General features: G+C 52.8%; 22 protein-coding genes and 2 pseudogenes. 12 read left to right on the forward strand and 12 right to left on the reverse strand.

The window, feature by feature from the left end; all coding sequences use genetic code 11:
- Nucleotide 1: 1 nt before the first annotated feature.
- From accB to ppa, 3 genes are all read right to left on the reverse strand, one after another.
- Nucleotides 2-478 (reverse strand): acetyl-CoA carboxylase biotin carboxyl carrier protein, encoded by a 477-nt coding sequence (gene accB / locus KF947_RS21540; RefSeq protein WP_133730661.1) that lies wholly within the window; start codon nucleotides 476-478, stop codon nucleotides 2-4.
- Nucleotides 479-810: 332 nt separating this feature from the next.
- On the reverse strand, nucleotides 811-2,685 hold the full coding sequence (gene dsbD, locus KF947_RS21545; protein ID WP_227405076.1) for a protein-disulfide reductase DsbD: 1,875 nt from the start codon (nucleotides 2,683-2,685) through the stop codon (nucleotides 811-813).
- A gap of 189 nt (nucleotides 2,686-2,874) precedes the next feature.
- Entirely contained in the window at nucleotides 2,875-3,405 is a 531-nt protein-coding gene (gene ppa, locus KF947_RS21550) for an inorganic diphosphatase (RefSeq protein ID WP_022523655.1), read from the reverse strand.
- A gap of 283 nt (nucleotides 3,406-3,688) precedes the next feature.
- On the opposite strand from ppa, the gene KF947_RS21555 reads away from it, so the two are divergent.
- The gene (locus KF947_RS21555; protein ID WP_227405077.1) at nucleotides 3,689-5,404 is read left to right on the forward strand and encodes a bifunctional protein-serine/threonine kinase/phosphatase; all 1,716 of its coding nucleotides are present in this window, start codon (nucleotides 3,689-3,691) and stop codon (nucleotides 5,402-5,404) included.
- 410 nt (nucleotides 5,405-5,814) lie between these two features.
- Nucleotides 5,815-5,979: pseudogene (locus KF947_RS21560) on the forward strand (DNA-3-methyladenine glycosylase I); the annotation flags it as partial.
- 427 nt (nucleotides 5,980-6,406) lie between these two features.
- Here KF947_RS21560 and rlmF read toward each other — a convergent pair.
- Nucleotides 6,407-7,351 carry a 23S rRNA (adenine(1618)-N(6))-methyltransferase RlmF gene (gene rlmF / locus KF947_RS21565; protein ID WP_227405078.1) on the reverse strand — a complete coding sequence of 315 codons (945 nt, stop codon included), beginning with the start codon at nucleotides 7,349-7,351 and terminating at the stop codon, nucleotides 6,407-6,409.
- 68 nt (nucleotides 7,352-7,419) lie between these two features.
- Here rlmF and KF947_RS21570 point away from each other — a divergent pair, with 68 nt between their 5' ends.
- Nucleotides 7,420-8,085, forward strand: a complete 666-nt coding sequence (locus KF947_RS21570) for a L,D-transpeptidase family protein (protein ID WP_227405079.1) — start codon at nucleotides 7,420-7,422, stop codon at nucleotides 8,083-8,085.
- Nucleotides 8,086-8,180: 95 nt separating this feature from the next.
- On the opposite strand, the pseudogene KF947_RS21575 reads toward KF947_RS21570, so the two are convergent.
- Nucleotides 8,181-8,432 (reverse strand): annotated as a pseudogene (locus KF947_RS21575) (CcdB family protein); the annotation flags it as partial.
- Nucleotides 8,433-8,690: 258 nt separating this feature from the next.
- Between KF947_RS21575 and KF947_RS21580 the strand changes: the two are divergent.
- The 5 genes from KF947_RS21580 (at nucleotide 8,691) to KF947_RS21600 (ending at nucleotide 11,521) form a co-directional block, all read left to right on the forward strand.
- On the forward strand, nucleotides 8,691-9,020 hold the full coding sequence (locus KF947_RS21580; protein ID WP_133730668.1) for a DHCW motif cupin fold protein: 330 nt from the start codon (nucleotides 8,691-8,693) through the stop codon (nucleotides 9,018-9,020).
- 37 nt (nucleotides 9,021-9,057) lie between these two features.
- Nucleotides 9,058-9,687 (forward strand): SagB/ThcOx family dehydrogenase, encoded by a 630-nt coding sequence (locus KF947_RS21585; protein WP_227405080.1) that lies wholly within the window; start codon nucleotides 9,058-9,060, stop codon nucleotides 9,685-9,687.
- A 100-nt stretch (nucleotides 9,688-9,787) separates the two neighbouring features.
- Nucleotides 9,788-10,261: a GNAT family N-acetyltransferase gene (locus KF947_RS21590; protein ID WP_133730670.1), complete on the forward strand. Its 474-nt coding sequence runs from the start codon at nucleotides 9,788-9,790 to the stop codon at nucleotides 10,259-10,261.
- Nucleotides 10,262-10,417: 156 nt separating this feature from the next.
- Nucleotides 10,418-11,014: a GNAT family N-acetyltransferase gene (locus KF947_RS21595; protein ID WP_227405081.1), complete on the forward strand. Its 597-nt coding sequence runs from the start codon at nucleotides 10,418-10,420 to the stop codon at nucleotides 11,012-11,014.
- A gap of 123 nt (nucleotides 11,015-11,137) precedes the next feature.
- Nucleotides 11,138-11,521: a hypothetical protein gene (locus KF947_RS21600; protein ID WP_133730672.1), complete on the forward strand. Its 384-nt coding sequence runs from the start codon at nucleotides 11,138-11,140 to the stop codon at nucleotides 11,519-11,521.
- A 184-nt stretch (nucleotides 11,522-11,705) separates the two neighbouring features.
- Here KF947_RS21600 and KF947_RS21605 read toward each other — a convergent pair whose 3' ends face one another.
- Nucleotides 11,706-12,026 carry a YdhR family protein gene (locus KF947_RS21605; protein WP_133730673.1) on the reverse strand — a complete coding sequence of 107 codons (321 nt, stop codon included), beginning with the start codon at nucleotides 12,024-12,026 and terminating at the stop codon, nucleotides 11,706-11,708.
- A 190-nt stretch (nucleotides 12,027-12,216) separates the two neighbouring features.
- Entirely contained in the window at nucleotides 12,217-12,984 is a 768-nt protein-coding gene (locus KF947_RS21610; protein ID WP_227405082.1) for an SDR family NAD(P)-dependent oxidoreductase, read from the reverse strand.
- Nucleotides 12,985-13,094: 110 nt separating this feature from the next.
- On the opposite strand from KF947_RS21610, the gene KF947_RS21615 reads away from it, so the two are divergent.
- The gene (locus KF947_RS21615; RefSeq protein WP_133730675.1) at nucleotides 13,095-13,436 is read left to right on the forward strand and encodes a winged helix-turn-helix transcriptional regulator; all 342 of its coding nucleotides are present in this window, start codon (nucleotides 13,095-13,097) and stop codon (nucleotides 13,434-13,436) included.
- Between the two features lie 454 nt (nucleotides 13,437-13,890).
- A complete protein-coding gene (locus KF947_RS21620) occupies nucleotides 13,891-17,016 on the forward strand; it encodes an ATP-binding protein (RefSeq protein ID WP_227405083.1) in 3,126 nt (1,041 codons plus the stop codon).
- 10 nt (nucleotides 17,017-17,026) lie between these two features.
- On the opposite strand, the gene KF947_RS21625 is transcribed toward KF947_RS21620, so the two are convergent.
- Nucleotides 17,027-18,673, reverse strand: coding sequence for an FAD-dependent oxidoreductase (locus KF947_RS21625; protein ID WP_227405084.1), 1,647 nt, complete (start codon nucleotides 18,671-18,673; stop codon nucleotides 17,027-17,029).
- Nucleotides 18,674-18,913: 240 nt separating this feature from the next.
- Between KF947_RS21625 and KF947_RS21630 the strand changes: the two genes are divergently transcribed.
- The gene (locus tag KF947_RS21630; protein WP_166650335.1) at nucleotides 18,914-19,351 is read left to right on the forward strand and encodes a VapA/VapB family virulence-associated protein; all 438 of its coding nucleotides are present in this window, start codon (nucleotides 18,914-18,916) and stop codon (nucleotides 19,349-19,351) included.
- A gap of 261 nt (nucleotides 19,352-19,612) precedes the next feature.
- Complete coding sequence (locus KF947_RS21635; RefSeq protein ID WP_227405085.1) at nucleotides 19,613-20,179, forward strand: macro domain-containing protein; 567 nt, start codon at nucleotides 19,613-19,615, stop codon at nucleotides 20,177-20,179.
- A 282-nt stretch (nucleotides 20,180-20,461) separates the two neighbouring features.
- Here KF947_RS21635 and KF947_RS21640 read toward each other — a convergent pair whose 3' ends face one another.
- From KF947_RS21640 to pgaA, 4 genes are read right to left on the reverse strand one after another with little or no spacing between them, the layout of a single operon-like run.
- A complete protein-coding gene (locus KF947_RS21640; RefSeq protein WP_227405086.1) occupies nucleotides 20,462-20,863 on the reverse strand; it encodes a hypothetical protein in 402 nt (133 codons plus the stop codon).
- Nucleotides 20,853-22,103: a poly-beta-1,6-N-acetyl-D-glucosamine synthase gene (pgaC, locus tag KF947_RS21645; protein WP_133730681.1), complete on the reverse strand. Its 1,251-nt coding sequence runs from the start codon at nucleotides 22,101-22,103 to the stop codon at nucleotides 20,853-20,855. Before pgaC ends, KF947_RS21640 begins: the two co-directional genes overlap by 11 nt.
- Nucleotides 22,100-24,061: a poly-beta-1,6-N-acetyl-D-glucosamine N-deacetylase PgaB gene (gene pgaB / locus KF947_RS21650; protein WP_227405087.1), complete on the reverse strand. Its 1,962-nt coding sequence runs from the start codon at nucleotides 24,059-24,061 to the stop codon at nucleotides 22,100-22,102. The genes pgaC and pgaB overlap by 4 nt, the downstream gene beginning before the upstream one ends.
- A complete protein-coding gene (pgaA, locus tag KF947_RS21655; protein ID WP_133730683.1) occupies nucleotides 24,058-26,484 on the reverse strand; it encodes a poly-beta-1,6 N-acetyl-D-glucosamine export porin PgaA in 2,427 nt (808 codons plus the stop codon). The genes pgaB and pgaA overlap by 4 nt, the downstream gene beginning before the upstream one ends.
- Between the last annotated feature and the right edge of the window lie 381 nt (nucleotides 26,485-26,865).

Below are 26,865 nucleotides of genomic sequence, written 5' to 3' on the forward strand. Positions count from 1 at the left end.
ATTAAGCGATAACGATCATGGGTTGATCGAATTCAACTGGCTCGCCATCTTCCACCAGGATGGCTTCCACTACACCGTCGCGGTCAGCTTCAATCTGGTTCATCATTTTCATGGCTTCAATGATGCATACAGTGTCACCTTGCTTGACGCTATCGCCGACTTCTACAAACGACTTGGCGCCCGGTGCAGGGCTGCGGTAGAAGGTGCCTACCATGGGGGAGTTGACTGCCTCGCCACGGTAGCTTGCACCCTGAGGCTCTGCTTCAGTAGCCGGTGCTGAGGCCGGAGCGCCCGCTGCGGGGGCAGCTGGTGCATAGCCAGGATGCTGCGCATATTGCGGCATCGGCTGCGGCTGCCACGAAGCACCGTTAGGATGGCGGCTAATGCGTACTGACTCTTCGCCTTCCTGAATTTCAATCTCGCTAATATTGGATTCTTCGAGTAGCTCAATCAGTTTCTTAACTTTGCGGATATCCATGGCATAGCCCTATCAATGTCTTAAAAGGTAGTCACAAAGCGCTCCAGCATAGGTACAGGGAGCTCTTTATGGCGCGTACGTTGCGCAGTAAACCAATTTTAAAAATGAAGAGAACGCTGCATGTTAGCGAACGTTACCCCGTTCTCACCGTTAAAAAGCAAGTTTTTAGCTAATATGGGAGCGGAGTTTGCCGAAAAAGTGCCAGGATGTCCAGCAACAGGCTAAGCCAACGCCCAAACCACCCTATAGTGAAGAATTAAACAACTGTTTGACGATGTTCGCGCCAAAAAGCGACTTAAGTACTCCAATGAGTCGCTAGCGTAGGGCTTGCGTTAGCTATTCGCTAGCCACTGGCTGACTAATTCCAGATGTTCACGCAACTGGTTGGCGGTCACTTCGCCTTGAATGCGTGCATCTCGAATCTCCTCACCCTGGCTGAAAAACAGCAGGCTGGGTGGCCCGAAGAGGTTAAATTGATTCAGCAATTCACGGCTTTGGGAATCAGTGTGGGTGACGTCGGCGGCAATCAATGTGTAATCGCGAAGCGCCGCGGAGACCTGCGGGTCAGGGTACACATCCCGCTCTAACAGCTTGCACGAAATGCACCAGTCGGCGGTAAAGTGGACAAAGACGGGCTGATTGGCGCCTTCAGCTTGGGCGATAGTCGCTTCAAGCTCGTTTAAGCTGTTTACCTTGATGAAGTCGAGTGCTTCTGTTTGTGGTTCGCCGGAAATGCTGGAGGTTGCGGCAAGGGGGCGCAGGGGGTTGCTGCCCCCCTGAGCGGCGCCAATCACCAACACTACCCCCCAAGCTAGCAGCAGAAGCCCCAGCGTTTGGCGTGCCCGCGGCCACCCCTGCGGTTGATTGAAACTCAGTGCCCCAAGCGCTAGCGCCGTACCGATAGCAAGGGCTGCCCATAGCAGCAGCGCAATAGGCGCGGCCACTAAGCGCTCGATCATCCAAATGGCTACACCCAGCAGCAGTAGGCCAAAGGCAATTTTTACGCCGTTCATCCAGGCGCCAGAACGGGGCAGCAGCGTGGTGCCAAAGGTTCCGACCAACAGAAGCGGCACGCCCATGCCCATGCCCAGCGCAAACAGCACCGAGCCGCCCATGGCGGCATCCCCTGTGGAAGAGATAAACACCAGCGCGCCGGCTAAAGGCGCCGTTACACAGGGCGATACCACCAGTACCGAGAGCGCGCCAGCTAGCGCTAAGCCGGCTGGGCCACTGCGCTGAGCGCGTGCCTGCCAAGCGTCAACGCGGTTGGCAAAACGAGGCGTCATATTAAGGTTAAATGCCCCAAACATGGCCAGGGCAAAAAGCGTGAAGAGCACCGCAAAGGTGATCAATACCGGTGCTGACTGCAGGCGCGCCTGGAGATTAAGCCCGGCGCCAAACAGTCCCATTAACACCCCGACCAGGGCGTAGGTCAGCGCCATACCGAGGACATAGCTTAACGAAAGGGCAAAGGCGCGGGGGCGTGTGGGGTTCTGGCCGACCACGATCGATGACAAAATTGGAATCATCGGCAGCACGCAGGGGGTAAAGGTAAGCCCCAGGCCGGCAATAAAAAACAGCCCCAGCGCTAACGGTAGGCTGGCATCGCTGATCAAAGCGCTGAAGCGGCTATCTTCGCTTTGGGGGGCGGTGAAATCATTCTGTTGTGAAGAATTAGCAGTTGAGGAGCTGACTGCCTGACTGGATGCCTTACTATCGGTTTGCCAATCGGCAAACTGGCTGGGGAGTTGGGTTTCGCTGGCCTCTAGGGTTGTTTGCTCTGGCGGGTAGCAGAGCCCCGCATCGGCGCATCCTTGAAAGGTCAATGCAATATTGAGCGGGCCAGAGAAGGGGGTTTCCAGCGGTACTTCAAGCACTACCTGGTCGCGGAACACATACACATCGCCCATAAACTCATCGTTGGTAAAGATGCCTTCGGGGATGATGGGGTCGCCGAGGCTGGCATTCTCCGTTTGGCTGACTACCGCAAACTGGTGGCGATATAGATAGTATTCATCTGCGATATCCATGCCGATATAGAGCGTATCGCCATCATGCCAAGCGGTCGGCTGAAAGGCCTCCATAACCGGTAAAAATTCGTCTTGGTTGCTAGACGATGAAAACCATTGGGCGTTTGCACTTAGCGATAGCAAGCCAAGAAAGAAAGTCAATAATGTAAACAGGCTCAGGCGTTTAAGAGATAACACGGTGCGTCCTTAATCAATGGCATCGCAATGACAGGCGAATAGCATACCGCAACCTTAAGCCCCTGGCGTATACGCTGCGGTGACGTGACGCGGCCCCTAACAGTGCCTTAATCCTACGCATATAAAAAGACCGCCCGAAGGCGGTCTCTTATTCCTTTGGCGGCGGAAAGATACACCGCAAGGAGATTGTTACGCTTTTTGATAGGCGGTAACGGACTTCTCAATCGCCTTGCGAGCTGCGTCAGCGCCTTCCCAAGACTCGACTTTTACCCATTTTCCTTTCTCGAGATCTTTGTAGTTCTCGAAGAAGTGAGCAATTTGCTGGCGCAGTAACTCAGGCAGGTCGGTAACTTCGTGGACATCATCGTAAAGGGAGCTTAGCTTGGCATGGGGCACGCAGATCAACTTGGCATCTTCACCAGCTTCGTCGGTCATGTTCAGGATGCCTACCGGACGCGCGCGAATAATGCTGCCAGGTTGAACGGGGTGCGGAGTCACCACCAAGGCGTCCAGTGCATCGCCATCGTCGGCGAGGGTATGCGGGATAAAGCCGTAGTTGGCGGGGTAGAACATGGGCGTGGCCATAAAGCGGTCAACGAGTAGCGCGCCCATGTCCTTATCAATTTCATATTTGATCGGGTCGTGGTTGGCTGGAATTTCGATCACCACGTAAACGTCGTTGGGGAGATCCTTTCCAGCAGGGATATTATCGAAGTTCATCGTTGATTCCTTGGTAGTGCTGTGGCTAGAGTCGTGCAGTGGTTAGGCAATCGTTTCAGAGTCGTTGATGGCGAAGAATTATACGAACATGACTGGCCGATTACCAATGCGACATAGGTTGGCCGCTAGTGATCATTTATTAGCCCTTCAAATGGGCCGAATACGATAGAGACGTTTGGCGGGGATCGTTTCTGTTCCGCTGCGTGTATCATAGCCAGAGTTTATCAATAGTGTTGGTTGACAGTGATGTCCCTCGAACGAGTCGGCAGCCTAGGAGGATGACTTGTCGCACGCCCAGTTGCTCATCAGTTATGGTCAAGCGTTTGTCGCGCCCGATCGGCGCCTACACCGCAGTTCAATGTCGGTTCGCTTTCCTGAAGCGCCGCTGCTTCGCGCCAAAGGCGGCTGTGCGGTGATTAGCGACTCCATTTCGCGCAATACCATGGCCAAGCAGGCCGGTGATTTAAGTGTACGCGGCTTTCTGGCCGACTACTTTTCAACTCCCGACCACTGGGATGTCAAAACCTCTGCTACGCGTGTATTACGCGCGCTCAACAGCTGGTGCTACAGCCAAAGCCAGCATGTTAAAGAGGGCAGCTTTGTTTCATCCATGTCGGCGATGGTGTTTCGTGGCCGTGAAGCCCACCTGTTCCACATGGGGGATACGCTGGTCTTTCGCTTACGAGGTGCGGAGTTTGAACAGCTAAGCCGTGACCATGTGACTGATTTAGGCGGCTATCGTTACCCTTCACGGGCGCTGGGTCTGGATGGCAGTGTCGATATCGATTACACCCACATTGCGCTTAAACAGGGCGATCTGTTTCTGTTCACTACCCAGGGCGTGCGCGGCACTTTGCTGCCTTCTGACTATGTACGCTTGATTCGCCAGGATGCCAGTGATTTGGATGCCGCCTGCGAGCGGCTAGCCGATGAAGCGAAGCAGCGCGCCCAGGAGCGCGGCTATGGTGGTGATCAGTTCTGTTTCCAGTTGGTACGTATTGATGAATTGCCTGAAGAGGTGACCGAGCATCCGGGGCAGCTCTATGGCGACCTTCCCATTCCCCCTGAGTTGTCTGCGGGGGAACGTCTTGACGGCCTGGAGGTGCTCGCCGTGCTATCGCGAACGGCGCAGTCGCGGGTATATCGCGTCCGTGATGTGCATAGCGAGCGGGAAATGGTCATGAAAGCGCCCAGCCCAGAGCTTTCGTTGCGCAATGCCTATCTTGAGCACTTTTTGCTCCAGCAGTGGGTGGTCGAACGTGTTAACTCGCCCTTTGTGGTTAAGGTGATGGAACCGTCTCGGCCGCGACGCTACCTCTATTACCTGATGCAGCATATTGAAGGCGAGACGCTACGCCAGTGGGGAGAGCGCCATCCGCAAGCTAGCCTGACCCAGCGCCTGGATATTGCCAATCAGCTGGGTAAAGCGGTACAGGCGCTGCATCATCGGGATATTATTCATCAGCAGATCAATCCTGATAATATTTTGATCGACCCACATGGCAAGCTCGTGCTCACCGATTTTAGTGCCTGCCATATGCGTGACGGCGAAGGGCATCGCCATTCAGGTGAGTTGCTCAGGCAGATTGGCTTTAATGAACACACCGCACCAGAGTATGCCTTGGGCGACAGCATCGGACGGCGTAGTGATCAGTACTCGCTAGCCTCCACTACTTACTGGCTTTTGACCGGTGCATTACCTTATACACTGACACCCAACAGGCTGCGCAGCCATACCGACCTTGAAGAGCTGACCTATCGCAGCGCGCGTACCACCAATCCTGAGATCTCCCAGGAATTAGACGACGCGCTACGTCGCGCCTTGGATCCACAAAGGGCGCTGCGGTTTAGGCGTATGTCCGAGTTTTTGCATGCGCTTAGGGTGCCGCTTGGGAGGCTACCTAATCGGGAGGAGAGCCGCCAGGAGCCGCGGCGTTTCTGGCAGGGGGTGGCGGGAATTCTGTTACTGCTGCTAGTGCTTTCCTGGTTGCTACGCTAGTCATCTTTTGTGGGAGGGACGCCTCATCGCGTACTCGGTCGCCATTGGAGCGTTATAACGTAAACCATGTATGCCGTGGTGGTAGCGTGGTTTCGTTTTAGTTCATTAGACTAGAGGCTGCGCGTACCTGCTAATTCCTTTCATACCATCACATTCACAGGCCCAGATGATTAATACGCGCTTAACCTCTTCGTGAGAAAGCACAACAGGTAATTGATGCGGGCGTTTAACTTGAACCTAATCTTGGAGGTTCTGTTCTTGCTCATGGTGAGTCAAGGGAAGCTCTTGAGAGCCGAGTTAATCAAGACCCATTTGTGCCCGAGAATGTCGTTACGGCAGAAATACTTGAAATTGAGCCAAAAAAACAGCTGAGCGTATGGGCTTTCTTCTGGCCAAGTGGGGGGTGAGCGATGAGCTCTATTCTTCAAGGCCCAGACGGAGAATTAGGTTTCAGCTGGTGTTCGGCTGCTCCTGAGTTATTGGAATATCACGATATTGAGTGGGGCTATCTAGTTGATGACGATATCAGGTTGTTTGAAAAACTGTGCCTCGAAAGCTTTCAATCCGGCCTGAGTTAGCGAACAATTTTAGACCAAACGAGAGAAAAGAGTCGAACAGGCACGCAATCACTTCAGGCGCTCAGGGAGCGTATTATGCCTTAACAAGTGGTTTCTGCCGAACGTGCATACGCTGCGCTCCAGCACGCCGCATAGCCAAGCGTTGAGGCTGTAGAGAAACCCTTTGCCGCCTGAGTTTTGGTAGGTTCGAGAAAACAGACACGAAGTAGTCAGCGTGCTGCTCCTCAAGCCCTATAACCACGATCAAAACGCCGTGGTGGTGATCAACTACCAAGACCAGCTCCACCCCGATCCTTTGAACATTCAGCGTATTATTTAATCGAGCACAAGCTAGACTTGTCGTTTTTCCATCCCTGGTGATGTGCTTGTAACGGAGTAATGTCACTGCAGGTTTCGCATAATCATGCTCCACTTCGGGAACAGCTCAGACGAATGTCCAGGCCAATACCCTCGTAACTTTATTTCCCTGCTTCATCTCTATTTCCCGTACATCAACGGCACCGAGCTTGCGAATCAACTTCTTGGCAGGCTTAACATTGTCAGCTTTTGAAACCAGGCTGCTAAACCAGCGGCATTGAGTTGCATACACCTGGCTTTCTCGTATCAGCTTTTTAAGAAACAGCTGTTCGCCCCCCTTACACCAAAGCTCTGCCCCCATGCCGCCAAAATTCAGCGTAGGGGGTGAGGTGTTTGCTTTTTGCTCACCGCGACTATGCGCAAGGTTATTGAGTTTAAGCTGACTGCCTTTAAGTGCTTCATCGAGCGAGGCATGGAAGGGTGGATTGCATACGCTGACGTCAAAGAACTCCCCAGCTTGTATGATCCCTTCAAAAATGTGGTTTTTATCGTGCTGCGTACGTAGCGTGAAGCGATCTTTGAGCTTGGGGTTGTTGGTAATAATTGTGGTGACGTTCTCAAGCGATTGAGGGTTAATGTCACTACCCACACACTGCCAGCCGTATAGTTGGCAGGCCAGTAGCGGGTAGATTCCATTGGCTCCAGTCCCAATATCGAGCAGCTTGATGTTGGGCTGTTCATGTCCAAGCCTAAACTCCAATAAATCCGCCATGTGATGAATATAGTCGGCTCTGCCTGGAATTGGAGGGCAAAGCGCGCCCTCTGGAATGTCCCAGCCGACAATATCGTAGTATCGATTTAATAACGCGGCGTTGAGCGTTTTTACTGCCAGTGGGTCTGCGAAATCGATGGAAAGGTCGCCATAAGCGTTCGGTTTCACATGCGTGGCTAGTGCTGGGTGGCTTTTTACGAGAGCTGGGAAGTCATAGCCTTGGTTGTGTAGATTCCTCGGGTGCAGGCCTTTGCGAACAGGCCTAGTTTGGCTTTTTTCACTTCGATGGAGAGTGTTCACAGTAATTGGCCCGAGGCTTGGCGTTCAATAGTAGAGTGGGTCTGGCTTAGCCAGTGATTATAATCTTAATGCATGTGTTGAGCATACTCGGCAGGTCGAGGCTAGCGAAAGGCCTCTGGCTGTACGTGTTTTGCCTAACAAATCACGGAGGGCGGACGCATGGTACGCGCCGCTTCGTTTTAAAGTTATGCCTAAAGGCGGTTAAAGTGCGATATAGACTACTAGCAACCCTACTAATTGCTCTGGCTCTTGGGGCTGGACTCTACTTTGCAGATTCCCGCTTGCCTGCGTTGTTCGCCGCAGATGTTCCGCAGGCAGAAGCAGTGCTCGTTATAAAGGGAGAGCGGAAGCTTTATCTCTTAAGGGATGGGGAATCCTACCGCGAATACCAGATTGCACTTGGGGGTGATCCGGTCGGACACAAGCAGGAAGAAGGTGATCAACGGACACCGGAAGGCGACTATGTACTCGATTGGAGAAACCCAAACAGCATGGCTCATCTGTCCCTCCACGTCTCATACCCAAACGAGGATGATCAAGCACAAGCAGAGGCGCGAGGTGTCTCGCCCGGAGGGATGATCATGATCCACGGTCAGATGAACGGGTTCGGCTGGTTGGGTCGGCTACTCCAACGGTGGGATTGGACGGATGGTTGCATAGCGGTTACTAATGTCGCGATGGAAGAAATTTGGCACGCTGTGCCAAACGGAACCCCAATTCGCATTGAGCCGTAAATGCATAACCAAGCCAAGCACGAGAACAGTTTATCTATTGCGGCTTCGCTTCCACTACAAAGTTGCCCGTGTTGGCTGCGTTTGACTGCGAAATCCAGTGCCTCAACGATCTGATCCCTGCAATGCGAAAGGGGATCGATGGGGTTTTTGAAATATTTTTCTGGCACCGAGGAAATTTGGGGAGTTACTAGTAGTACTTGCTGTTCTTCGAACGATATTTCTGGTATGAGGCTCCGCATCGACTGGTTTCCAAATGTTGAATGCTTGCCCAGTGGAATAACGATATGGGTTGCCAGAATCGTCAGAAGGCCACTTTGAATATCGGCGAAGTAGGATATTGAATTTTGACGCTTTTTTGGGTGTAGCTATGTTGTAAAGTTCGGTCATCATAGTCTTCAATGGGCCGGAAGATGCATTGCTCCAGTTTGTGCACATACAAGAGCATTGAACCAATGGCTGTTGTCGGACGTGCCTAATTTGTGCTTTAGCACGCTGCAAAGCCAGGCGCTAACGAGGCCAGTCACGGGACATCTTTCCACTCCGACTTTGTTTCCACTCCGTGACCACGCATGCTGGCTGGCGTTATGTACTTATGGAGAAGAAACTTGAACATTACAGATTTACCTTTTGGGGTCACCGATTGGTCTGAAGTTGAGAGGACTGAGCACTCCGGAGAACACGGCGTTGCTTATTGGAAGACTCGAAATTTCGGGGATATTCGGGTTCGTATGGTTGAGTACAGTCCTGGCTATCTGGCGGATCATTGGTGTGCTAAAGGGCACATATTGCTCTGCCTCGAAGGTGAGCTTCATACTGAGCTAGACGATGGTCGTTGTTTTGTTCTCACGCCTGGTTCGAGCTATCAAGTTGCCGACAATGCCGAACTTCATCGTTCTTCGACGGAGCAGGGAGCTAAGTTGTTCGTCGTCGATTAGCATCGCATAATCACCGTTATGCATAGGGAGTAAACGTATGGTCTTCGACTTACCTGCACCAGAATCAGAACAGCAAGGCTCCACGTCATTGGTTGGCAGTATTGCGGCTCGGCGCAGCGTGAGGGAGTACACGAATGCACCGCTCCCTATCGGTGTTTTGTCTCAATTGCTTTGGTCGGCCCAGGGCGTAACAGGGCCGGATACAAAAAGAGCAACGCCATCGGCAGGCGGATTATACCCGCTGCACCTAAAAATTTTGGTGCAGCGGGTATCTCAACTTGAGCCCGGTATCTATGAGTATCAGGCTGGTAACCATTCGTTAAAGTTAATTGGGAACCGTGTTCCGGAAGGGGCAGTGCAAGCGCTAGGGATTGGCGATCAACCATGGTTGAAAGAAGCGGCTCTCGTCATTGGAGTTGCCGCGAAACTGGGAGAGGCAGCTCGGCACTTTGAAGCTCAGCCACCCCAGGGAGAGCGTGGCGCTCGCTATGTATATATGGAAACTGGTGCTCTAGCACAAAATGTCCATCTTCAGAGTACTGCTCTCGGCGTTGGTTGTGTTCTAGTGGCAGGATTCGCTGACCCAAGGGTGAAGGAAGCATTGAGATTGCCTTCAGACTTGGAACCTACTGCGCTGATTTGCATTGGGCAGCGGCATGATGCCTAACAGTGCATAACAATATGTGGCATGAGGATGGCCTTGTCTTTTTTTGCTCCCAAAAGGCCGCTGGTGCGCTTTGCTCTAGTTATTAAAAGGAGGAATTGAGATGTGTGAGACTCTAGAGAAAAGCGTTTCGTTTCGCGTGGCCACCCGCCAAGATCTGCAAGCTATCGTTCAGATGCTAGCCGATGATAATCTTGGTCTAAAGCGTGAAGATCCTTCAAGTCCTCTGTCTCATTCCTATCATATGGCCTTCGAAGCTATCGATGCTGATCCTAACAATGAGTTGGTAGTTGCAGTTAAAGGCCATCATATTGTGGGTGTGCTTCAAATTACCTTCATTCCATATCTAACCTACCAGGGGGGATGGCGAGCACTGATAGAGGGCGTTCGCGTATCCAAGGAAATCCGGTCATCTGGAATTGGTCGCGCTATGTTTGAGTGGGCCATAAATCGCGCTAAAGAAAGAGGGTGTGTTCTGGTTCAGCTCACAACTGACAAGTTGAGGCCGGCTGCATTACGCTTTTATGAGGGCTTCGGCTTCGTCGCGTCTCACGAAGGAATGAAACTCAAGCTGTAATCCTGCAAGCAGACGAGGATTCTTTAAGACCTCCCCATGTTTGGCCTCTTTGGTTAATAAAAACGTCAATGCGACCTGGCTGCTTTAAATCCAGCTGTTTACGCTCATCGTTAAGCTTCTCCCTTGACCGCCTTCAGAAGATATTTGAGTACACATATGGCCTTTGTCGAACCCGTCACCCTCTCTGCGCGCGGCGTAAAAATCGTGCCGCTTACACTCAACCATGAAGCCGGTCTGCGTGCTGCCGCAGCGGACGGGGAGCTATGGAACCTGCGCATTACATCGGTACCAGCGCCTGACGAGACGTACCGCTATATAGATACCGCTTTAAAAGCCCGAGAGGAGGGCCATCGCTTTGCCTTCACCGTCATTGAAGAGTCCAGCGGTACGGTACTTGGTTCTACTAGCTACCATGATATTTTGCCTGACGTAAAAAGAGTGGAAATTGGCTACACGTGGTACGCCAAGCGAGTGCAGCACACCCATGTCAACACCACTTGCAAGCTGCTGCTAATGACACACGCTTTCGAGACGCTGGACTGTAATGTAGTCGGATGGCGTACTGACAACTTCAATTTTGCCAGCCAGCGTGCAATTGAGCGCCTAGGCGCGAAAAAGGACGGCGTGATCCGTGGCAACGTGCTGCGCCGAGACGGTACGATTCGCGATACGGTGATGTATAGCCTGCACAAGGGCGAATGGCCAGAGGTGCGGGCGCATCTCAACTATTTGTTGAGCCGACCCCGTGCGTAGTGAGGAAAGTATCGTGCTCAGTCGATCAAGGCTTAGTAGTGTCGCCATATGCATGCTTAAACGCCATACAAGCATGATTCGATCCATTTAACCAGGTGTTATGGCACGTGTTGAGGAGGTGGTATGTCGTTTGAAGAATTACGGTCTGAAGTGCATAAAACTTACATGGAATACTATGTTGCTGGATTTAAGAGCAACGACGTAACGCTAATCGATAAAATGGTCAAATATCCAATCGCCTATATTAAAAATGGCTCGGTGACAATGTGTGATTCCTATCCAATAGATCCAAAAAGCCTTAAAAAAGAAAAGGGTTGGGATCATTCTGTCGATTGGAAGTTTGAGGTGACAGCTGTCAATGATAGTGAGGCTCATGCGGTCGCCTCTGCTGTCAGATGCAGAAAAGATGGTTCAAAAATTGAGAGTGTTCATGGGTTCTATGCTTTCACCAAGACGGCCGATGGATGGAAAATGTACGCCGTTGCGGATACTACCTTCTGGTCATAACAATGCGCAGCGATTAACGGCTTGCAACTAGCTGGCTCCACGATTTTTACCTATCCCGAGATCGGCATAAAGCCAACGTCACGGTATGCCGACTAGTTAGATTGCCTAATGACGCCTAAGGGCTGCGTGGGCTCTTTGAGTCCACGCAACCGGCAGTACTTTAGGCTCGTAGGCGATGTGTCTATCAGGTGGTGAAGAAGGGAGAGTTCATTCCTTTGCTCGCTTCGGCTACCACATCGCCATCAAAAAGCTTGACGGTGAGGCTGGCATCTACAGCCTTGGCAAAATCGGCTAACAGGCCTTCGGCGTAGGCACGTGCACTTGGAACAGAGTCGAACTCGTAGAAGCCGCCGACAGAATGATTGTTGATACCACTCAACCAGGTTTTGCTTCGCAGCCCCGGTATGTTGTGCATGGCAGGATTGGCGTCTTGCCATACGTCCTTGGTGAAAGGTGCAGATACTTGAAATTCTGCATAAAGAAAAACACGGCTTGGCTGAGTCATAATAGCTTCCTTGGTTAGGTAGTGGGTCAGAAATTTGATTTAATAGTCTGGCCCCACTTTTTCATTGCGATAATGGCTCCACTGCTTAATGTTTTCTCTGCGGTACTTTCAGAGTCCGCAGAAGTTCTGGGCATTCAGTAGAGTCAGGGAAATGTTTAACAAATCTATTCAGTTTGTTCTGATCACCGGGTTAATTTCGGCCAGCGATGACACCTCCATCCACGTCCCATATGGCGCCTGTTACCCAACTTGCATCACCGCTCAGCAAGAAGCTAATCGCATGAGCAACATCTTCGGAAACGCCGATTCTTCCAATGGGATGAAAACTATCAAATGTGGCAAGCGTTTCGTCGATTTCACTCGGTTCAATGAATGATTCGTAAATGGGGGTCTTCACAACCGCAGGAGAAACGGCATTTACGCGAATATTTTTGTCGGCCAATTCCATCGCCATATGTTGCGTTAGCGCATGTAAACCGGCTTTAGCCATTGAATAGGCTGATGAAGGCGTGGCTTTAATGGCTTGTTTCGCCCACATTGATCCAACATGTACTATTGAACCGTCACCATTGGATACCATGTTTTTGGCGACAGCTTGAGAGATGAAGAATGCAGCACGGTTTAGCTCCAGGTAAGTGTCGTAATCCTTGCTCTCGTGTTCCAGAAATGGTGTTGGTTTAAACTTGCCCGCTGCATTTACAAAATATTTTATATGGCGGTCGTGATTAGCGACATAGTCAAGAATACGCTGAACATCATTGGCTTCGTAGAGGTCTGCTTGGATTGTTTCAATATTTCCCATTCCTGCAAGATGTTGCTTGGCAGCAGCAAGTTTTGAGGATGAACTACCAACTATGACCGTGGGAATGCCGCGTTCGAGCAGTAACTTTGCGGTAGCAAGACCCATTCCACTTGATCCGCCCACAATCAGGGCCAAAGAATTATTGGTGTTTTCCATCTGATTATCTCCACAGGTAGGTATTAAGGTGTGGATATAGGTTAAAATATATGTAAACTACTGAAAATTAGGCACAAACTGGTGCGGTAGGTACTTATTGGTACACATTGATGAAAACAAAGGAAAAAATATTTTTGAGGAAGTCAGCACCTGAGAAAAGTGCGCGTATGGTTGAAGCTATTTACGGTTGTAAGTGGTCATTAACTGTTTACCAGCTCCTGGCAAATGGCATCAACCGGCCTGGGGCAATGGTTCGTAATGTCGAGGGCTTAACCACCAAGGTGCTCAATGAATGCCTAAGGAAGAATACGGAATTTGGGATTCTGGAGCGCGTTAACTACAACGAGATGCCTCCTCGTGTTGAGTATAAAGTAACCCAGTTCGGCACTAGGTTTCTCCGTATTCTAGATGAGCTTGAAAAGCTGCAAAGCGAGATTGATAGTGAAGTATAAAAAGTCAGTGTATGGGACGAGTATTTGATTGCGGCGTTATAAGCCACCGGTAGCGCAACAACGGGGACACGCAAACCTTAAAAGACTAACAGTGTATCCCTTATGAGAAAAACGTTTGGGTGTCCCAGTTTTTTGGATTTCATCTAGATTTCAGTTTTAGGCTCGAGTTGACTATTCACAGGAAGTCACATGGTTCATCTTTCCATACTCCACCGAGGCTTGTTGAGCTTGCTCCTCAGGGCCATTCGGCTCCTCGCCGTGCAGCTCGAGGTAGCAAGTGTCCGATGAGGCGCATCGACCTATTGATGCTGCTTTCGCCGTTATTGAAGACGCCAGCATGAACGCTTTCATAATACTGGCTATGTTTGGTAAGTTTGCTTTCCTCTAATCCTGAAAAGCTAATAATAAAGTGCGGTACCTATATGACCCAGATACGCTGGAAAGGAAATCAACAGTGTTAGCCCCCCATGATGGACGCCTGCGGTTAGACCGTGAGAGCTTGAAGCAGCATCGCAAGCGACTTGGCCTGAGTCAGGAAGCCCTAGCCGAGTACTGCTTTGACCGGCGCCTATGCGTCTCTATCGCGTCCATAAAACGGGCCGAGAGCGGACGAGCAGTGCTCTATCGAACTGCTCGTCACTTGGCCGAGATCTATGGAGTCGAGGTCAAAGCGCTGTCCGCGGGTACCGGAGAGAGCGCCGTGGCTGCCTCTAGTATAGAAGAGGTGGATAGTACACGTGTTCTGGTACAGCTTTACGCCGTGGCTGCCGACAATTCTGCTCTAGCGACATGGGTTCAGCACTTTGGCGGTAGCCTGGCAGAAGCGGGAACGGCTCTCTTTGGTCTGCCCCGGGCTTACCGTAGCGATGCTCAGCGTGCGCTGCTGTGCGCGACAACCCTGGTGGAGCAGGGCGGGGCAAAGAGCGTATACCTCCAGGCTGGCCACTGGCCGACGGCTACGCCCCCTTCAATGGCGGAGGAGTTGAGCGGCGTCTGGGTCGAGCGTGGAGTAGCGGTACAATTGGCCGAGCGCTTTGTTTTCGACGACGAAGGCGGTGATTGGCTGCGCTATCGCCATCTCCGGGACGAGGCTCAGGAGGCCCGCTTCGAGCTGGTGGGCCGCAGGGCAGAGTTGGGGCAGCTGAATGCCATCCTGGAAAGCACCCAAGCCTACCAGGCTGGCCATCTAATCTATATCCGCGGCGTGGCCGGCATTGGTAAGACCCGCCTTAGCGCCGAATTTGCCGAGATGGCTGCAGTCTATGCCGATCACCATCAGGCCGAGGTGTTGGACTTCGGCACGCGCGCCGATGAGGGCCCGTTGATGCAACTGGCGCGTTCTCTGCTGAGAACATCTGGAGAGGTGGAGGTGGTGGATGAGGCGTATCTGCTTGCACGCCTGTCTTCGCTGCGCCTACCCGTCGATCATGCCCTGGTGCTACGCCCGTTGCTGGGGCTGGTTCAGCCGGAGGGTGCCCAGCGTCTCTATGCGGCCATGACCCCGCAGACCCGCAGTCAGCGCTTGATCCTGGCACTCCGCGATATCCTCCTGGCGCGCTCCATTCATCGCCTCCAATTGCTGGTAGTTGAAGATCTGCACTGGGCCGATGAGGCACTGCTGGGAACTCTCACCGGGCTTTTGCAAGAGACGTTGGAAGCGCCAGTGATCTGGCTATTTACTTCGCGCCTGGAGCAGGATCCGCTGGAGACCCGCTTGAGGCAACAGTTGCCCGAGTTGCCCCTGACACTGATCGAGCTTCCACCGCTGCGTCCCCAGGAGGCCGAGGCCCTGGTAGCCAGCTTCAGTACAGTTCACGCCGAGCATGCCGCCCGCTGTGTCACCCAGGCCCAGGGCAACCCGCTGTTTCTAACCCAACTGCTGTTGTTTCATCCCCATCGCAGCTTGCCAGCCAGCCTTTTCAACTTAGTACAGACCAAGTTGGATCAGCTCACCGACCTGGATCGTCGGGCTATGTGCATTGCCGCCGTCATGGGGCAACGCTTCTCCCTAGGCTTATTGCAGGAGGTGCTAGGGCAGACCGATTATCGCCCCGAACTCCCCCAGCGCTATAGTCTTGTGCGCCCCCTAGAAGAGGGGAGCTACCGTTTTGTGCATGACTTGATCCTGCAGGGCATCTACGAAGGGATTCCCAAGATACAGCGCGATCGTCTGCATCTCCGCTTGGCCGGGCTGTATAACGATGTAGAGCCGGTGCTGCAAGCACGCCATCTTCACCGTGCGCGTTCTCTGGAGGCACCGAATGCCTTCCTGCAAGCGGTTTCGGCGGAAATGGCTTGCTATCGGTATGAGGAAGCCCTGGAACTTCTTAGGCAATGCCGTTCTATCGATTATGCGCCGAAGGACGAGTACCGACTTGTACTGCTGCAAGGCCAGGTAGCGATGGCGACAGGGCGTATCCAGGTGGCTCGAGAGCACTTCGAGGCGTCGCGTACGTTTGCCCGGGAGGAGTGTCAGCGCATTACCGCAGATCTTTGGTTGGCTCGGGTGCTGAATATGCTCGATGCCCTGGAGGCGGAAGAGGCGATTCTGGACGGCCTGCTGCCTCTGGCCGAGGCCCTTGAGGATCCTTTGCCCCTCGCAGAGGCGCTTTACCTCAAGGGTAATCTCTATTTCCCCCGGGGCGACTTTGCCACCAGTCGCGCCTATCATACCCGAGCCCTTGAGCAGGCCCGCCATGGTGGCGACGTGCGCATTGAGATCCAGGCCCTAAGCGGCCTTGGCGATGCTCACTATGCCGAGGGGCAGATGCGCAGTACCCATAAGCTTTTCGACCACTGCGTTACCCTCTGCCGAACGCATGGTCACGCCGACCTGGAGGCCTCCAATCTCTTCATGCTGGGTACGGCCCGTATCTATGCTAATGAAACCGCACAGGCGCTGAGTGACTGTTTCGATGCTGCCGAGCTAGGTAAGCGAGTCGGCAATCGGCGTGCGGAAGTGGTAGCTCGGCTGACGGCGGCTTGGATTCTAATTTCCCAGGGAGATCCCATCCAGGCCGACGAGCAAGTCTCTCAGGCGATGGCGGTGGCGCTTGGCTTGGGATCAGGGCGGTTCGAAGCTTTTCTGCTGGAGAGTCGCGCCCGAATCGAGCTGATTACCGGACGACAGGCAGAGGCTCGAGCCAGTATCGAGCGTGCCTGGCAATTGGTGGAACAACATAGGCTGAAGGCTTTTATCGGCCCTTGGGTGCTAGGTACTCGGGCGCTGCTTGAAGAAGACCCTGAGGATCGCTCGGCGATGCTACAAGATGGCGAAGCGCTGTTGGATGCTGGCTGCGTGGGTCATAATGGTTATCGCTTTCTGATCACGGCTGCAGAAGTCTGTCTGCTTGACAACCGCCCGTCCGCGGCTCTCCATTATGCCCAACGCATGACCCAGCTGATGGCGGGGGAGCCCTGCGCTTGGGGTGAGCATCACCGGGCGCTGATCGAGGCTCACGCCGATTGGCTGGAGAGCGGCGATGCGAGCGCCCTTGAGACCTTGCGCGCTTGCTGGCTTAGGGGCGAAGCCGCTGGTTTGCTGATGACGATGCCATGCCTGGCTGCCAGTCGGCGCTAGCCCCGAAGCTTTACCTTTCCGTTGATGCTGTATCCCCCATTAGCAGGGTGACGAGATGTGCCGATTGTTCCAGGCACTGTTCCTGTAGCCCGGCACCGCGAGTCCAGCCTCCGGCAAATAGCAGCGGGCATAAGTCCTGGCGGCCTTCGCGGTGTCCCTGAGCAATGGTTTGGTTATAGCACTCTATTTCTGCTTGAGCCTCAAGGCAGTTGGCATCCAGCACATTGTGCTTGAATAAAGTCCAGGCCTTGGCCTCCAGGGCGTTGTCCAAGGGTGGCAGCTGATCCCGGTAGCCTGCCTCTCCGGGAGCAGCGGCCACTATTGCTGTAGGTTCGTCCAGTGGGGAGGGGCGTCGGTCGAGCATCTCGCTGCGAGGAATCTGGTTGAGGTCATCCACAAGGGAAACGAAGAACTGCGGCAGGCCTGCCTGATTGTAGGCCGGGTTCTCTGCATCATTCTGGTGGCGGTTTGCCACATAGTCGATACGGTAAGGGAAAAAGGTGTCTTCGGGGTTACGCACTTCGATGTTGTAGGTGCGCCAAAGGTTGCGATTCGGTGGCAAGCGGACGGCAGCGGTGTGGCAGACGCTATAGCTGCGAGTGTAGCGCACCTTGCTGAGTATATGCTGCAGGCTCCGTTGGGTGGCGGACAGGCCTTCACCAAATGTCAGCATCGGCAACGCATCTTCTGCATGGGTGGCCATGATTAAGAGGTCGGCCTCCCAGCGGCGTTCATTGGGGGCGGTGCGCTCGTTCAGCACTACACCTTGTGGCGAGAGGCTTGCCTCCACGTCGATGCCGCGCAGTATATTGACCCGGGGGGCAGGCGTCTTGGGATTGGAGATATGGGCGGCTAGGGCTTCCAACCAGTGTTGGGAGCCGTGCTGGAAGTAGCGGCGGTCTGGGGGCGAACCACCTTCCTGAATGCGGTAATACTCGAAAGGGGCTTGGAGCGGCATACCACCTGGGCCCCGATCATCAGCGAAGTACATTGCCGAAATGCGAGGATAGTAGATGATGCGGCGTATACGCTCCAGTCGGGCCGGCAGTGCAGGATCCTGCCAGTCGATGCGGATTTTTAAACGATCTGCCGCGGCTGCCAGCATCTCGGCGGGTGTGGCAACGCAGCTGTCGAAAAAGTCATCTACCGTATAACGTGGCATAATGCGTCGACTTTCCACCAAGTCGATAGCGCTCTGGTGTACTACGTCGATCAGCGGCGCAAGATTGCCACCTTCGACCCGGCTTAGCTCGTGGGCTGGGTCGCTTACGCCGCGAACCAGATCGCTGTCATCGGTTAGGGCAATTGTGCCGTCACGGGTGAAATAGCTTTCGGTATTCTCTAGCGGCTTCATGCGCTCTAGCTCGCCGATATCACTTAAAATGGCACGAAGGTGATGATAGGTGGCTAAGTTAACGTCATTGACCCCAAGGTCGGCCCAGCGGCGATAAGGCAATTCGGGTTTTTCCGGTTGACGAAGACTCCCCAGGTCGACCCACACCGTCTCTGCATTGCCGCCTAGCGTGGCTTTGCGCTCAAATATAGTAACCTCTATCTGCTGGGGCACTTGACTGCCGAGCTTCTGCAGATAATAAGCCAGCGACAGGCCGGATACGCCGCCCCCAATAATGGCGATCCTAAGCGGGGTAGTGTCCATTGTAATGCTCCTTATGAAGTCGTTTGCTCTAGAGTCTTTCAAGAGCACGTCGCTGCCAAGTGCGTTAGAGAAGCTGATACTGAAGTGATCCGTTGTGCTGTGTGTGGTCGATCGAGCGATTTCGGTGATACTAAGCTGATGCTGTGATTATTCGGAATCTAAGCTGGAATGCTTAGGGCAAGTAAGCCGCGGTCGATTACCGATCGTCTATTCCATGAGATCCGCAAGAGGTACCTACTGATGAACGCTCCTCAAGTCATTGATAGAAAACTGATCGCTCACGACTTTCGTGTTGCCATGGACAACAAGCTCGAACCTGAACAAATTGATGGCGTCGCCGAAGCATTGATGAGTTCCACGAAGTCCTATCCTGCTACCGGTAGCGTGGCCAGCCTGATCTTCTATCTCAAGTTTCAGGTCAATATCACCGATGGAAAATCCTTCAATGGGCACGCCGGAGGTGCTTCCTCACCTGGTGGCGGCGCCCTATTTGGGGATGTCTATACAGACGATCTTGATAGGCTCTATCGCGATACGGTGAGTTTCGAGTTTCAGTCCACGCCGGTTTATCTGAGCGTCCTGTTCTTCGACAGCCACAGCAAGCTGTTGGGGCACTTCCAGTCGGGGGCCGTATCCATTGTTACCGGTATTGGCGGCGGCAAAGGTAGCTGGGACTGAGTCATTCTCTTGGTTCTGCGACCCGGGGGCGCCGTTGGCGTCCTCGGGTATAGGTTTGTCTGCGAAAAGCGATCTCCGTGTTTTTTTTCTCGCGAGAGGAAGCTGGCATACATATTCGTGTAATCAGGCATTGGCGAGATGAAATTCGGGCTTGAACCGGAGATTGAGTTTGCCAAAATAAAGATTATAACCGGCAGCACTTGAAAGGAGAGTCTTCCTCAGCGGTCGCTAAGTTATGCGTGGTAATAGTCGGAGGAACTTATGAGCGACAAGAGCAGAATTAGCGTGCAGTGTTTGGTGGGTGATATTGCCCAACAGCCCGATGTAGACGCTGTGGTTAATGCCGCCAATGCGCAATTGAGAACCGGCGGCGGCGTTGCCGGAGCGCTTCATCGCGCCGCTGGGCCCGGCCTGGCCGAAGAGGGGCAGTCAATGGCGCCCATCAAGCCGGGCCAAGCGGTACTCACCGGCGGTCATAACCTGCCCAACCGCTGGGTAATTCACTGTCTGGGACCGGTATACGGTACCGACAAGCCGAAGGATCAGTTGCTAGCGGACTGCTACCGCAATGCGCTGAAACTCGCCGACGAGCAAGGTATTAAGCGGCTGGCTTTCCCAGCACTGTCTACTGGCGCTTTCGGCTATCCGGCGGAAGAAGCCGCACAAGTGTGTGCGGCTACCCTCGAAGCCGTAATACCCAGCTTGCATAAAGTGCGCCTGATCCGCTTTGTGCTGTTTAACGAAGCGGCCCGGCATACTCTCCATCAATCCCTGGCTCAACGCTTAACCATCGACCCGTCATCGGTGGCGATAGGCTCTAAATCCTAAAAGGAGCACCACATTGAGCAGGGTCAGATGCCTTTTAACCCTCGGCTTCGTTTTTCTTGCTAACGGGAGCACATTTTTTATTGTTGGCCTAGCCGCTCATTAGAGGACGCTTTGGGTGATTAGCCCCTCGTTTATTGTACTTGGCATTGCCTTTTTAGCCATTTCCAAGCCCCTTAAGAGCGCTCATAACAGCTCTTCTCCCTCTTGAAGAGGCAGGGCTTTGGCGTAAAGAAGTGCTTTCCATTCAGGCCCTAGGGCCTGAATGGATTGTTGCGGGCAGTGTTAGTTAGTGGCTTGGCTGGGCGGCGCGTTTATTGCTTGCTCGTGGGTTGAGTGCTCATCATCCATTTCGCTGTCCGTCTCGTTATCGAGTTTGAGCGTCGGCTGCTGAAAGTGGCGTAGCTGGCGCTTTAAGTAGCTGGTATAGAGATATTTGTTGTAAACCGCCCAGCAGTGAAATGTTAGGAATGTGACCAGAAAGCCGACTAAAACTAGCTTGATCATCACTGATCCAACAAGTTGTTCCAGAATCGCTTCTTCCACGATGAAGAACAGATACATTCTGGTCATCACCAAAGCCCAAAGGACTAGGGTGACGAGTGTGATTAAAGTATCGCGCGATCGATAACCCCAGCTTTTTTGGCATGGGTTGTCGATGATGACGGGCATCAGTTTATTGTTCATTGAATTGCTCCCCTCGGTCAGGACTAGTCCAGGTGGCGAGCCGACCCTTTTGGCGCATCATGGCTTTAGGGAAGGCAATTACAACGGTCGCCATATTGATAATCCAATAGGCGAATGGGTACCAGATACTCCAGTAAACACAGCGGAATATCTCTTTGTCATAGCGGCTGTCGATATAGAAACTGACGGCAAATTGAATAAAGCTGATAGCGATTAGAATGCTGCCAAAATAGGTGAGCAACTTAGCGGTGATTGGCCATGCCATGGGTAAAAAAAGTTGCGAGAACAACCAAGCAAGTATTAGCGTAATCACCGAGTAGCACCAAACCACGCTTACGATATATTCCAGCATCAACAGCCAGAAGCGGCGGTTTTTCCAGCGGATGGTTTGCGAGAAGTAGCGGAGGAATACCTCGCCACCACCTTGCGCCCAGCGCAGCCGTTGTTTGAAAAGGCCGCGCAGGGTTTCTGGCATAAGCACCCAGCACATGGCCCTGGGTTCATAGCGTACTTGCCCACCTGCTAGCTGTAATCGCCAGCTAACATCAATATCTTCGGTGACCATGTCGGTATTCCAGCCGCCTATATCTTCCAATCCTTTACGCCTAAACGCACAGATAACGCCAGAAATGGTAAATACCATTCCGTAGATGCGTTGAGCTCGCTTGATCAGGCCGATAATGGCGGAAAACTCGCCGGTCTGGATCTTGCCAATTGCTGTAGAACGCGTTCTTACCCGCGGGTTGCCGGTAACGCCACTAACCTTTGGACTACTCAGGAAGTGGCCGACCATATAGCCAATGGCGTCGTAGTCGAGTATCGCGTCACCATCAATGCCAACAATTATGTCCCCCGTGGCTTGGCTCAGTCCGTGGTTCATGGCGCTGGCCTTGCCTTGATTGTCTTGGTGCAACACCTTCAATGCAGGGTACTGCAGCGCTAAGGCGTCGAGCAGACTGGCGGTGTCATCTTTGCTGCCATCGTTAACCGCAATCACCTCCATAAACGGGTAGTTCTGTTTGAAGAGATGGTGGATGGTCTCATTTACATTGGCCTCCTCGTTATAGCAGGGCAGCAGTACCGTGACTTTAGGGGCGGTATCGTCCCACTCGAACGTGGCGGGCCAGGGCTGCTTACGTTCCCAGTGCAGGTAAAAGTAGATCCCGCCGCAGATCCATATCGTCGCCATCAGGCTCGGATAGCCAAGGGTAAAAATAGCGAGGTGGTCGAGAATGTTCATTGGATGGCCCTAAATCGACGTCCGATGGAAAATACTGGCCTCATGACATTGATGTTCGGGTGGTTTTGATGAAAATCATCCGGATAGTAGCCAATGTGTTTGATGCCTTCTTCACGCAGTATGCGTACCCACTGAGCCATCTCCTCACTGGATATTGGCGTTTGGGTATGCCAGTTTTGAGCCTGTAGCTCGAAAACCAACTGGTCGGCGCCTACCTGTGCCAATGAACGCTTGGCTAAGCCTCTGAGCCATTCGTTGGGATTCTCAGCCTCTTCCATATAGGGCATGGCCATCACAGCAACGAAGTCGTAATTCGCCGCGAAGTTTTGAATGTCTTGCGCAAACCAACGCTGGCTGCGTGGCTCCATTACCGTAACTGCATACAGGTTACGTGATGTCGTAAATACCTTGTTGTCGGCCTGACGATAGTAGTTAGCTGCTTGCGCTAGCTCTAGAGTGAAGTCCGTCAGGTATTCCGTTTTTAAGCGAGCCCAGATGGACATCAAGTTTTCGTCGTTACGTATGGCATTAATATCTCTGGGCAGCGATGCACGCTCATAGGTGGTCAACGCTTCTGGACTAGCATCCTCAAAGTCGGTAAAGAAAGCGTCATCGTGAAACAGTAGGCCATCGAATTTGGTTAGACGGCCAAGGTCTTGGTAAATCTCACTGATGATGTTCCGATTCTTTGCCACGTAAGGCGAAAGCCGACGGTAGTGATCGGGTGATTCACTGCCCGTTCTTACATCGATGACATATTGGAAGCTATCGCCAAGATCAAACGACAGCACCGGCATCCAAGCGTAAACTTTAACGTTGGCGCGTTTCTTTAACTGCCAGGCAACCCGGTTGAACAGGTCAGCCCTCACCGGTAAGTGGCGGTTGGGAAAGTAGAGTGCATCCGCCACGCCGTCACCATCGGGGTCAGCGTAGGCCTGCAAGTAAACAGTGCTAACGCCGTAGCGAGAGATGCGCTCAATCAATCGGTCGAGATTTTGTTCTTGTTGAATGGGATCTGGGTCAAACACGTAATCTAAGTCTACGTGCACGATACGCTGCTCTTCATTCTCCCAAACGCGGTTAGACAGAATCTCCTCAATCGTTTCCAGGGTGGTTTCCTGGTCAATAAGGTAGCGGTTCATGCTGCGCATGGAATCTTGAAGCTGGTTAGGTGCACTGAGCAGGCTAAAGGTATAGTTCATGCCATATTCGGCGGCGAGATTGAGCGTCGCTTCGCTGTAGGCACCGTAGGGCCACACCATGATTCGGGGTGTACTCCCTAGCTGTTCCTGAAACCGCTGCCGTGTTCGTGCCATATCATTACGAATTCGCTCAAGGTAGTCGGCTTCGCTTTCATAACCGCTGCGGGTATTCCACATACTGGTTACTGCTGCCGCTTGCTCATTACCCATGGGGTTGCCGACAACGCCGTAGTGGAGGTTGTAGGAGTGAGATGCGATCTCAACCAGTGGCGATTCATCAAGGGTTTTTACCTGATCCCAGGTTAGGAAACGCTCGCGAGGGAGGGTGATGTTGCCGTAAGGCACTCGTCCGCCCGCTGGCACATCCAGCCAGCTACCTACGACTGCCTGTACCGCAGGGAAGTCGTACAGCTTGAGTAGCGGGAAGACAATATCGTGGAAGCTGCGATAGCCATCATCGAACGTCAGCAGCACCGCTTTTTCAGGAAGCGGTTGCCCGCCTGCTTTGGCATTGATGATCTGCTGCAAGCTGACCGGCTGATATCCGCCTAAAGCAATCAGGTTGAAGTGTTCTATTAACCGACCGCGAGTGATGGTCTGCGAATAGATATCCAGATCGGGAGTGACAGTTGAATCCACGACATCGTGGTAGCTGATCACCACATAATCACCCGCTGAGCGTGCGGCTTGAGCCTGCTGAATATTGACGATCACCAGCAGAACAGCACTCATTGCAATGACGCGCCAGAGTGTCATAGGAATCTCCATACAAAGCCGGCTGAAATAACATTGTCGTATTCAGGGACGCCGTCATAGACGGCTCTTTCACGAGTGATGCCATATTCGAAGCTCACGTTGGGGACTAACTCCCAACTATGTTGGTAGCCAATTGACCAGGTGTTTTCACTGTCGAAACTCTCTTGCCAGTAACGGCCTGAGCCTAAGGAGATGGTCTGGATAAAGGACTGCCGATAATCGAACGGAATTTCATAATTAACTGACAGGACGCCTGCTAAGCTGGCGTCGCGTTCTGGGTTGAAATAGCTGGCTTCGACGTCATCATTGCGCGAAGCGGATACTTGAACCTCGCCGTTAATCTGCCAGCGATCCAGGTGGTAAAGCGTTTGATTCCAGTAGCCGTATACGGATTGCCGTAGGTTGCTATCTTCAAAGTCGGTGGCCATTACGCCGATCGCGCCAGCGCCGCGCTCGTCTCTGCGGTAGGCCAATTCAGCGCGATAGCGGTCAGCGTTGATGCCATCCCGTAGCGCCCGCAGCGGTGTATCGGTGGTATTGATTTCAACGCCCAGCGTGGTGGTGATGTGGTCTGTTGGGGCGTACTGCAGTTCGGCAAGTGCCAGGAAGTCGTCATTAAGCTGAGAACCATGGCCCGCCGCTAGCGTTACTGTGGCTGGGTGCAGGTTCCATTCGTAGCCCGCCACATTGTAAGAGGCATACAGATCCTCATCCTCAAACTCCCCGTACTGGCCAATGCGCTGAGCGAAGGGGCGGGAGCCGTTGTCGTTACGCGGGCCTTCCAAAAGCACTTCGTAGCGCCATTCACGCGATGCCTGGGTACCACTACCTTGGCCTTTGCTACGCTCAAAGGAGGAACTCAGTTGCGGCGCACGTAGTTCGCGCCACTCACGGGCCATATCGTCTCGTGATGTGCTTGGTCGTGCTGTTGCAATTTCTGTTGCTATCTCACTGGTAGTGCCTTTCCATTGGCCTCGCTGTAACCGAGAAAGCAATACGCCATGTTCGGCGACTTCTTGCCGGTCATGGGGCAATAAGGGCATCGCTTGCTGATAAGACTCCTCGGCTTTCCTTGGCCAGCCTCTGTCGCGTTCGATATCACCTTTGATGATCCATAAGTAAGGGTCAGCTGGCGCCTGAGCTTGATAAGCGGCAAGGCGTTCACTGGCCTCAGCTTCACGTCCGCGCCAGGCATCAAGAAGCACCTCTAAAAGTAATACTTTCTGATAGTTGGGGTTTTCGATACGAACGGTGCGAGTAAAGTCCAAGCGTTGCTCGGGTTCACTGGCGCGCCACTGTTCTAACAGTCTATCCGCATCACGAAAGCGCTGGGCGTCGGTGTAGCTGTAAAATAGCCCTTCGTTTAATGGGTCATCGGGATTTGTCGCCTGCTCAGGGGATTGTCGAATCAGGTTTTCGTAGAGCGCAATGGCCTCATTTGGGCGGCCCATACCATTAAGGGCATGAGCCCTGGCTCGGGAAACGTAGCTGGGCAACTGGCCGTGCTGATTCTCTAACCTCACGGCAAGTGCTTCAGCCTCAGAGAAACGCCTTAATTCGGCCAATGCCACTACCTTGTCGTATTCGGCGATGGTAATGAGTTCCTGAGGAGCATTCGGTGAGCTCAGAACGCTATTTAACTGTTCCAGGCCGCCGCGGGTTCTTGCCGGTTGGTCGGTGTGAATACCCAGCCGTATATCTGTTACTCCTTCATAATAGGTAAGCCAAAGCCGGTCACTGTCGCTGAATACCTCGGGATTCGTTTGCATAATACGTCGCGCTGCAGAGCTGGCACCCAAGCCTACCGCCAGCCGATAAAGCGCGTGGAGTTCACTGGTATTATTGGGGTCTTGCGCAACCAGCTTTTGGCGGGCATCCAATTCTTGTGTTGCATTCGCGGTTTTTGCGGCTAGATAGCCCTTTGCTTCAAGCCCCGCTGTGGTGGTGCCTGCTACTTGGTTATATTGCTGTAGGGAGATATCGGCCAAGGTGTAGTTGCCCATGTCGGTCTGGACTAGCGCTTGTCCAAGCCATCCCTCAGCGTTAGAGGGATTGCGATAGCTAAGCGCTCGAAACAGCTCAAGGGCCTGATCGTAATCACCCGCACTGCGCGCAGCTCCCGCCAAGTTGGCAAGTTCTGAATCGCTGTAATTTTCCGTTTGGCACCAGTCACAAACGGCTAGCGCTTCTTGATGGCGAGAGGCGCGTACTAGCAGTGCCACCAAGTCTTCGCGAACACGAACATCGCGTGTTTGGAAATAAAGCGTCTTTAAGCCATCAATTGATGCTTCCAGAGCCCCCTGGCGTGCTTGGATAACCAAGGCTTCGCGTTGTGCGTCAGTAGACGTTTGCCCATATGCCGCGCCCGAGGTTAGCCAGGCGAGTAGGCAAATTGGGAGTAGGGAGCTAGGACGATTTTGCATGGTGATATTCCTACCCTGGGAGCTAATGACAATTGTTTTGTAATCAAATGTATCTTTCCAGTGTATAGGAGTATCTTTAAGTAAATATTGGACTAAAACGTGAACTTGCAGAGGAATATCATCAGCAAAAGAGCTGAGAAAATTCATTAAGGGTCTATGAAAGTCTCTCATATAGCCGTGGTTGGTAGGTTTTAGTATCGCCTTGAAAAAATATGGTTACTCAGAAATTAGCTGAGCTGTTTTAGCCTATGCTGCTCTGAACATTCGTCTGACAGGGCAGGCTATTAGTTTGCATTTTGGGCCTAAGTTACGGGATGTTACGAAATGGGGCGGGTATGACAAACGTTATTCACCACCAAGACCATGTTTCTGCGGTGCTGT

The sequence above is a fragment of the Halomonas sp. FeN2 genome, assembly GCF_020595105.1.
Lineage (GTDB): Bacteria > Pseudomonadota > Gammaproteobacteria > Pseudomonadales > Halomonadaceae > Vreelandella > Vreelandella neptunia.

Excerpts from the sequence above, each read along its gene's own strand:
- accB (WP_133730661.1), bottom strand. The coding sequence starts at position 478 with ATGGATATCCGCAAAGTTAAGAAACTGATTGAGCTACTCGAAGAATCC.
- ppa (WP_022523655.1), bottom strand. The coding sequence starts at position 3,405 with ATGAACTTCGATAATATCCCTGCTGGAAAGGATCTCCCCAACGACGTT.
- KF947_RS21570 (WP_227405079.1), top strand. The coding sequence starts at position 7,420 with ATGCATGTGTTGAGCATACTCGGCAGGTCGAGGCTAGCGAAAGGCCTC.
- KF947_RS21585 (WP_227405080.1), top strand. The coding sequence starts at position 9,058 with ATGGTCTTCGACTTACCTGCACCAGAATCAGAACAGCAAGGCTCCACG.
- KF947_RS21590 (WP_133730670.1), top strand. The coding sequence starts at position 9,788 with ATGTGTGAGACTCTAGAGAAAAGCGTTTCGTTTCGCGTGGCCACCCGC.
- KF947_RS21595 (WP_227405081.1), top strand. The coding sequence starts at position 10,418 with ATGGCCTTTGTCGAACCCGTCACCCTCTCTGCGCGCGGCGTAAAAATC.
- KF947_RS21600 (WP_133730672.1), top strand. The coding sequence starts at position 11,138 with ATGTCGTTTGAAGAATTACGGTCTGAAGTGCATAAAACTTACATGGAA.
- KF947_RS21605 (WP_133730673.1), bottom strand. The coding sequence starts at position 12,026 with ATGACTCAGCCAAGCCGTGTTTTTCTTTATGCAGAATTTCAAGTATCT.
- KF947_RS21610 (WP_227405082.1), bottom strand. The coding sequence starts at position 12,984 with ATGGAAAACACCAATAATTCTTTGGCCCTGATTGTGGGCGGATCAAGT.
- KF947_RS21615 (WP_133730675.1), top strand. The coding sequence starts at position 13,095 with ATGAAAACAAAGGAAAAAATATTTTTGAGGAAGTCAGCACCTGAGAAA.
- KF947_RS21625 (WP_227405084.1), bottom strand. The coding sequence starts at position 18,673 with ATGGACACTACCCCGCTTAGGATCGCCATTATTGGGGGCGGCGTATCC.
- KF947_RS21630 (WP_166650335.1), top strand. The coding sequence starts at position 18,914 with ATGAACGCTCCTCAAGTCATTGATAGAAAACTGATCGCTCACGACTTT.
- KF947_RS21635 (WP_227405085.1), top strand. The coding sequence starts at position 19,613 with ATGAGCGACAAGAGCAGAATTAGCGTGCAGTGTTTGGTGGGTGATATT.
- KF947_RS21640 (WP_227405086.1), bottom strand. The coding sequence starts at position 20,863 with ATGAACAATAAACTGATGCCCGTCATCATCGACAACCCATGCCAAAAA.
- pgaC (WP_133730681.1), bottom strand. The coding sequence starts at position 22,103 with ATGAACATTCTCGACCACCTCGCTATTTTTACCCTTGGCTATCCGAGC.
- pgaB (WP_227405087.1), bottom strand. The coding sequence starts at position 24,061 with ATGACACTCTGGCGCGTCATTGCAATGAGTGCTGTTCTGCTGGTGATC.
- pgaA (WP_133730683.1), bottom strand. The coding sequence starts at position 26,484 with ATGCAAAATCGTCCTAGCTCCCTACTCCCAATTTGCCTACTCGCCTGG.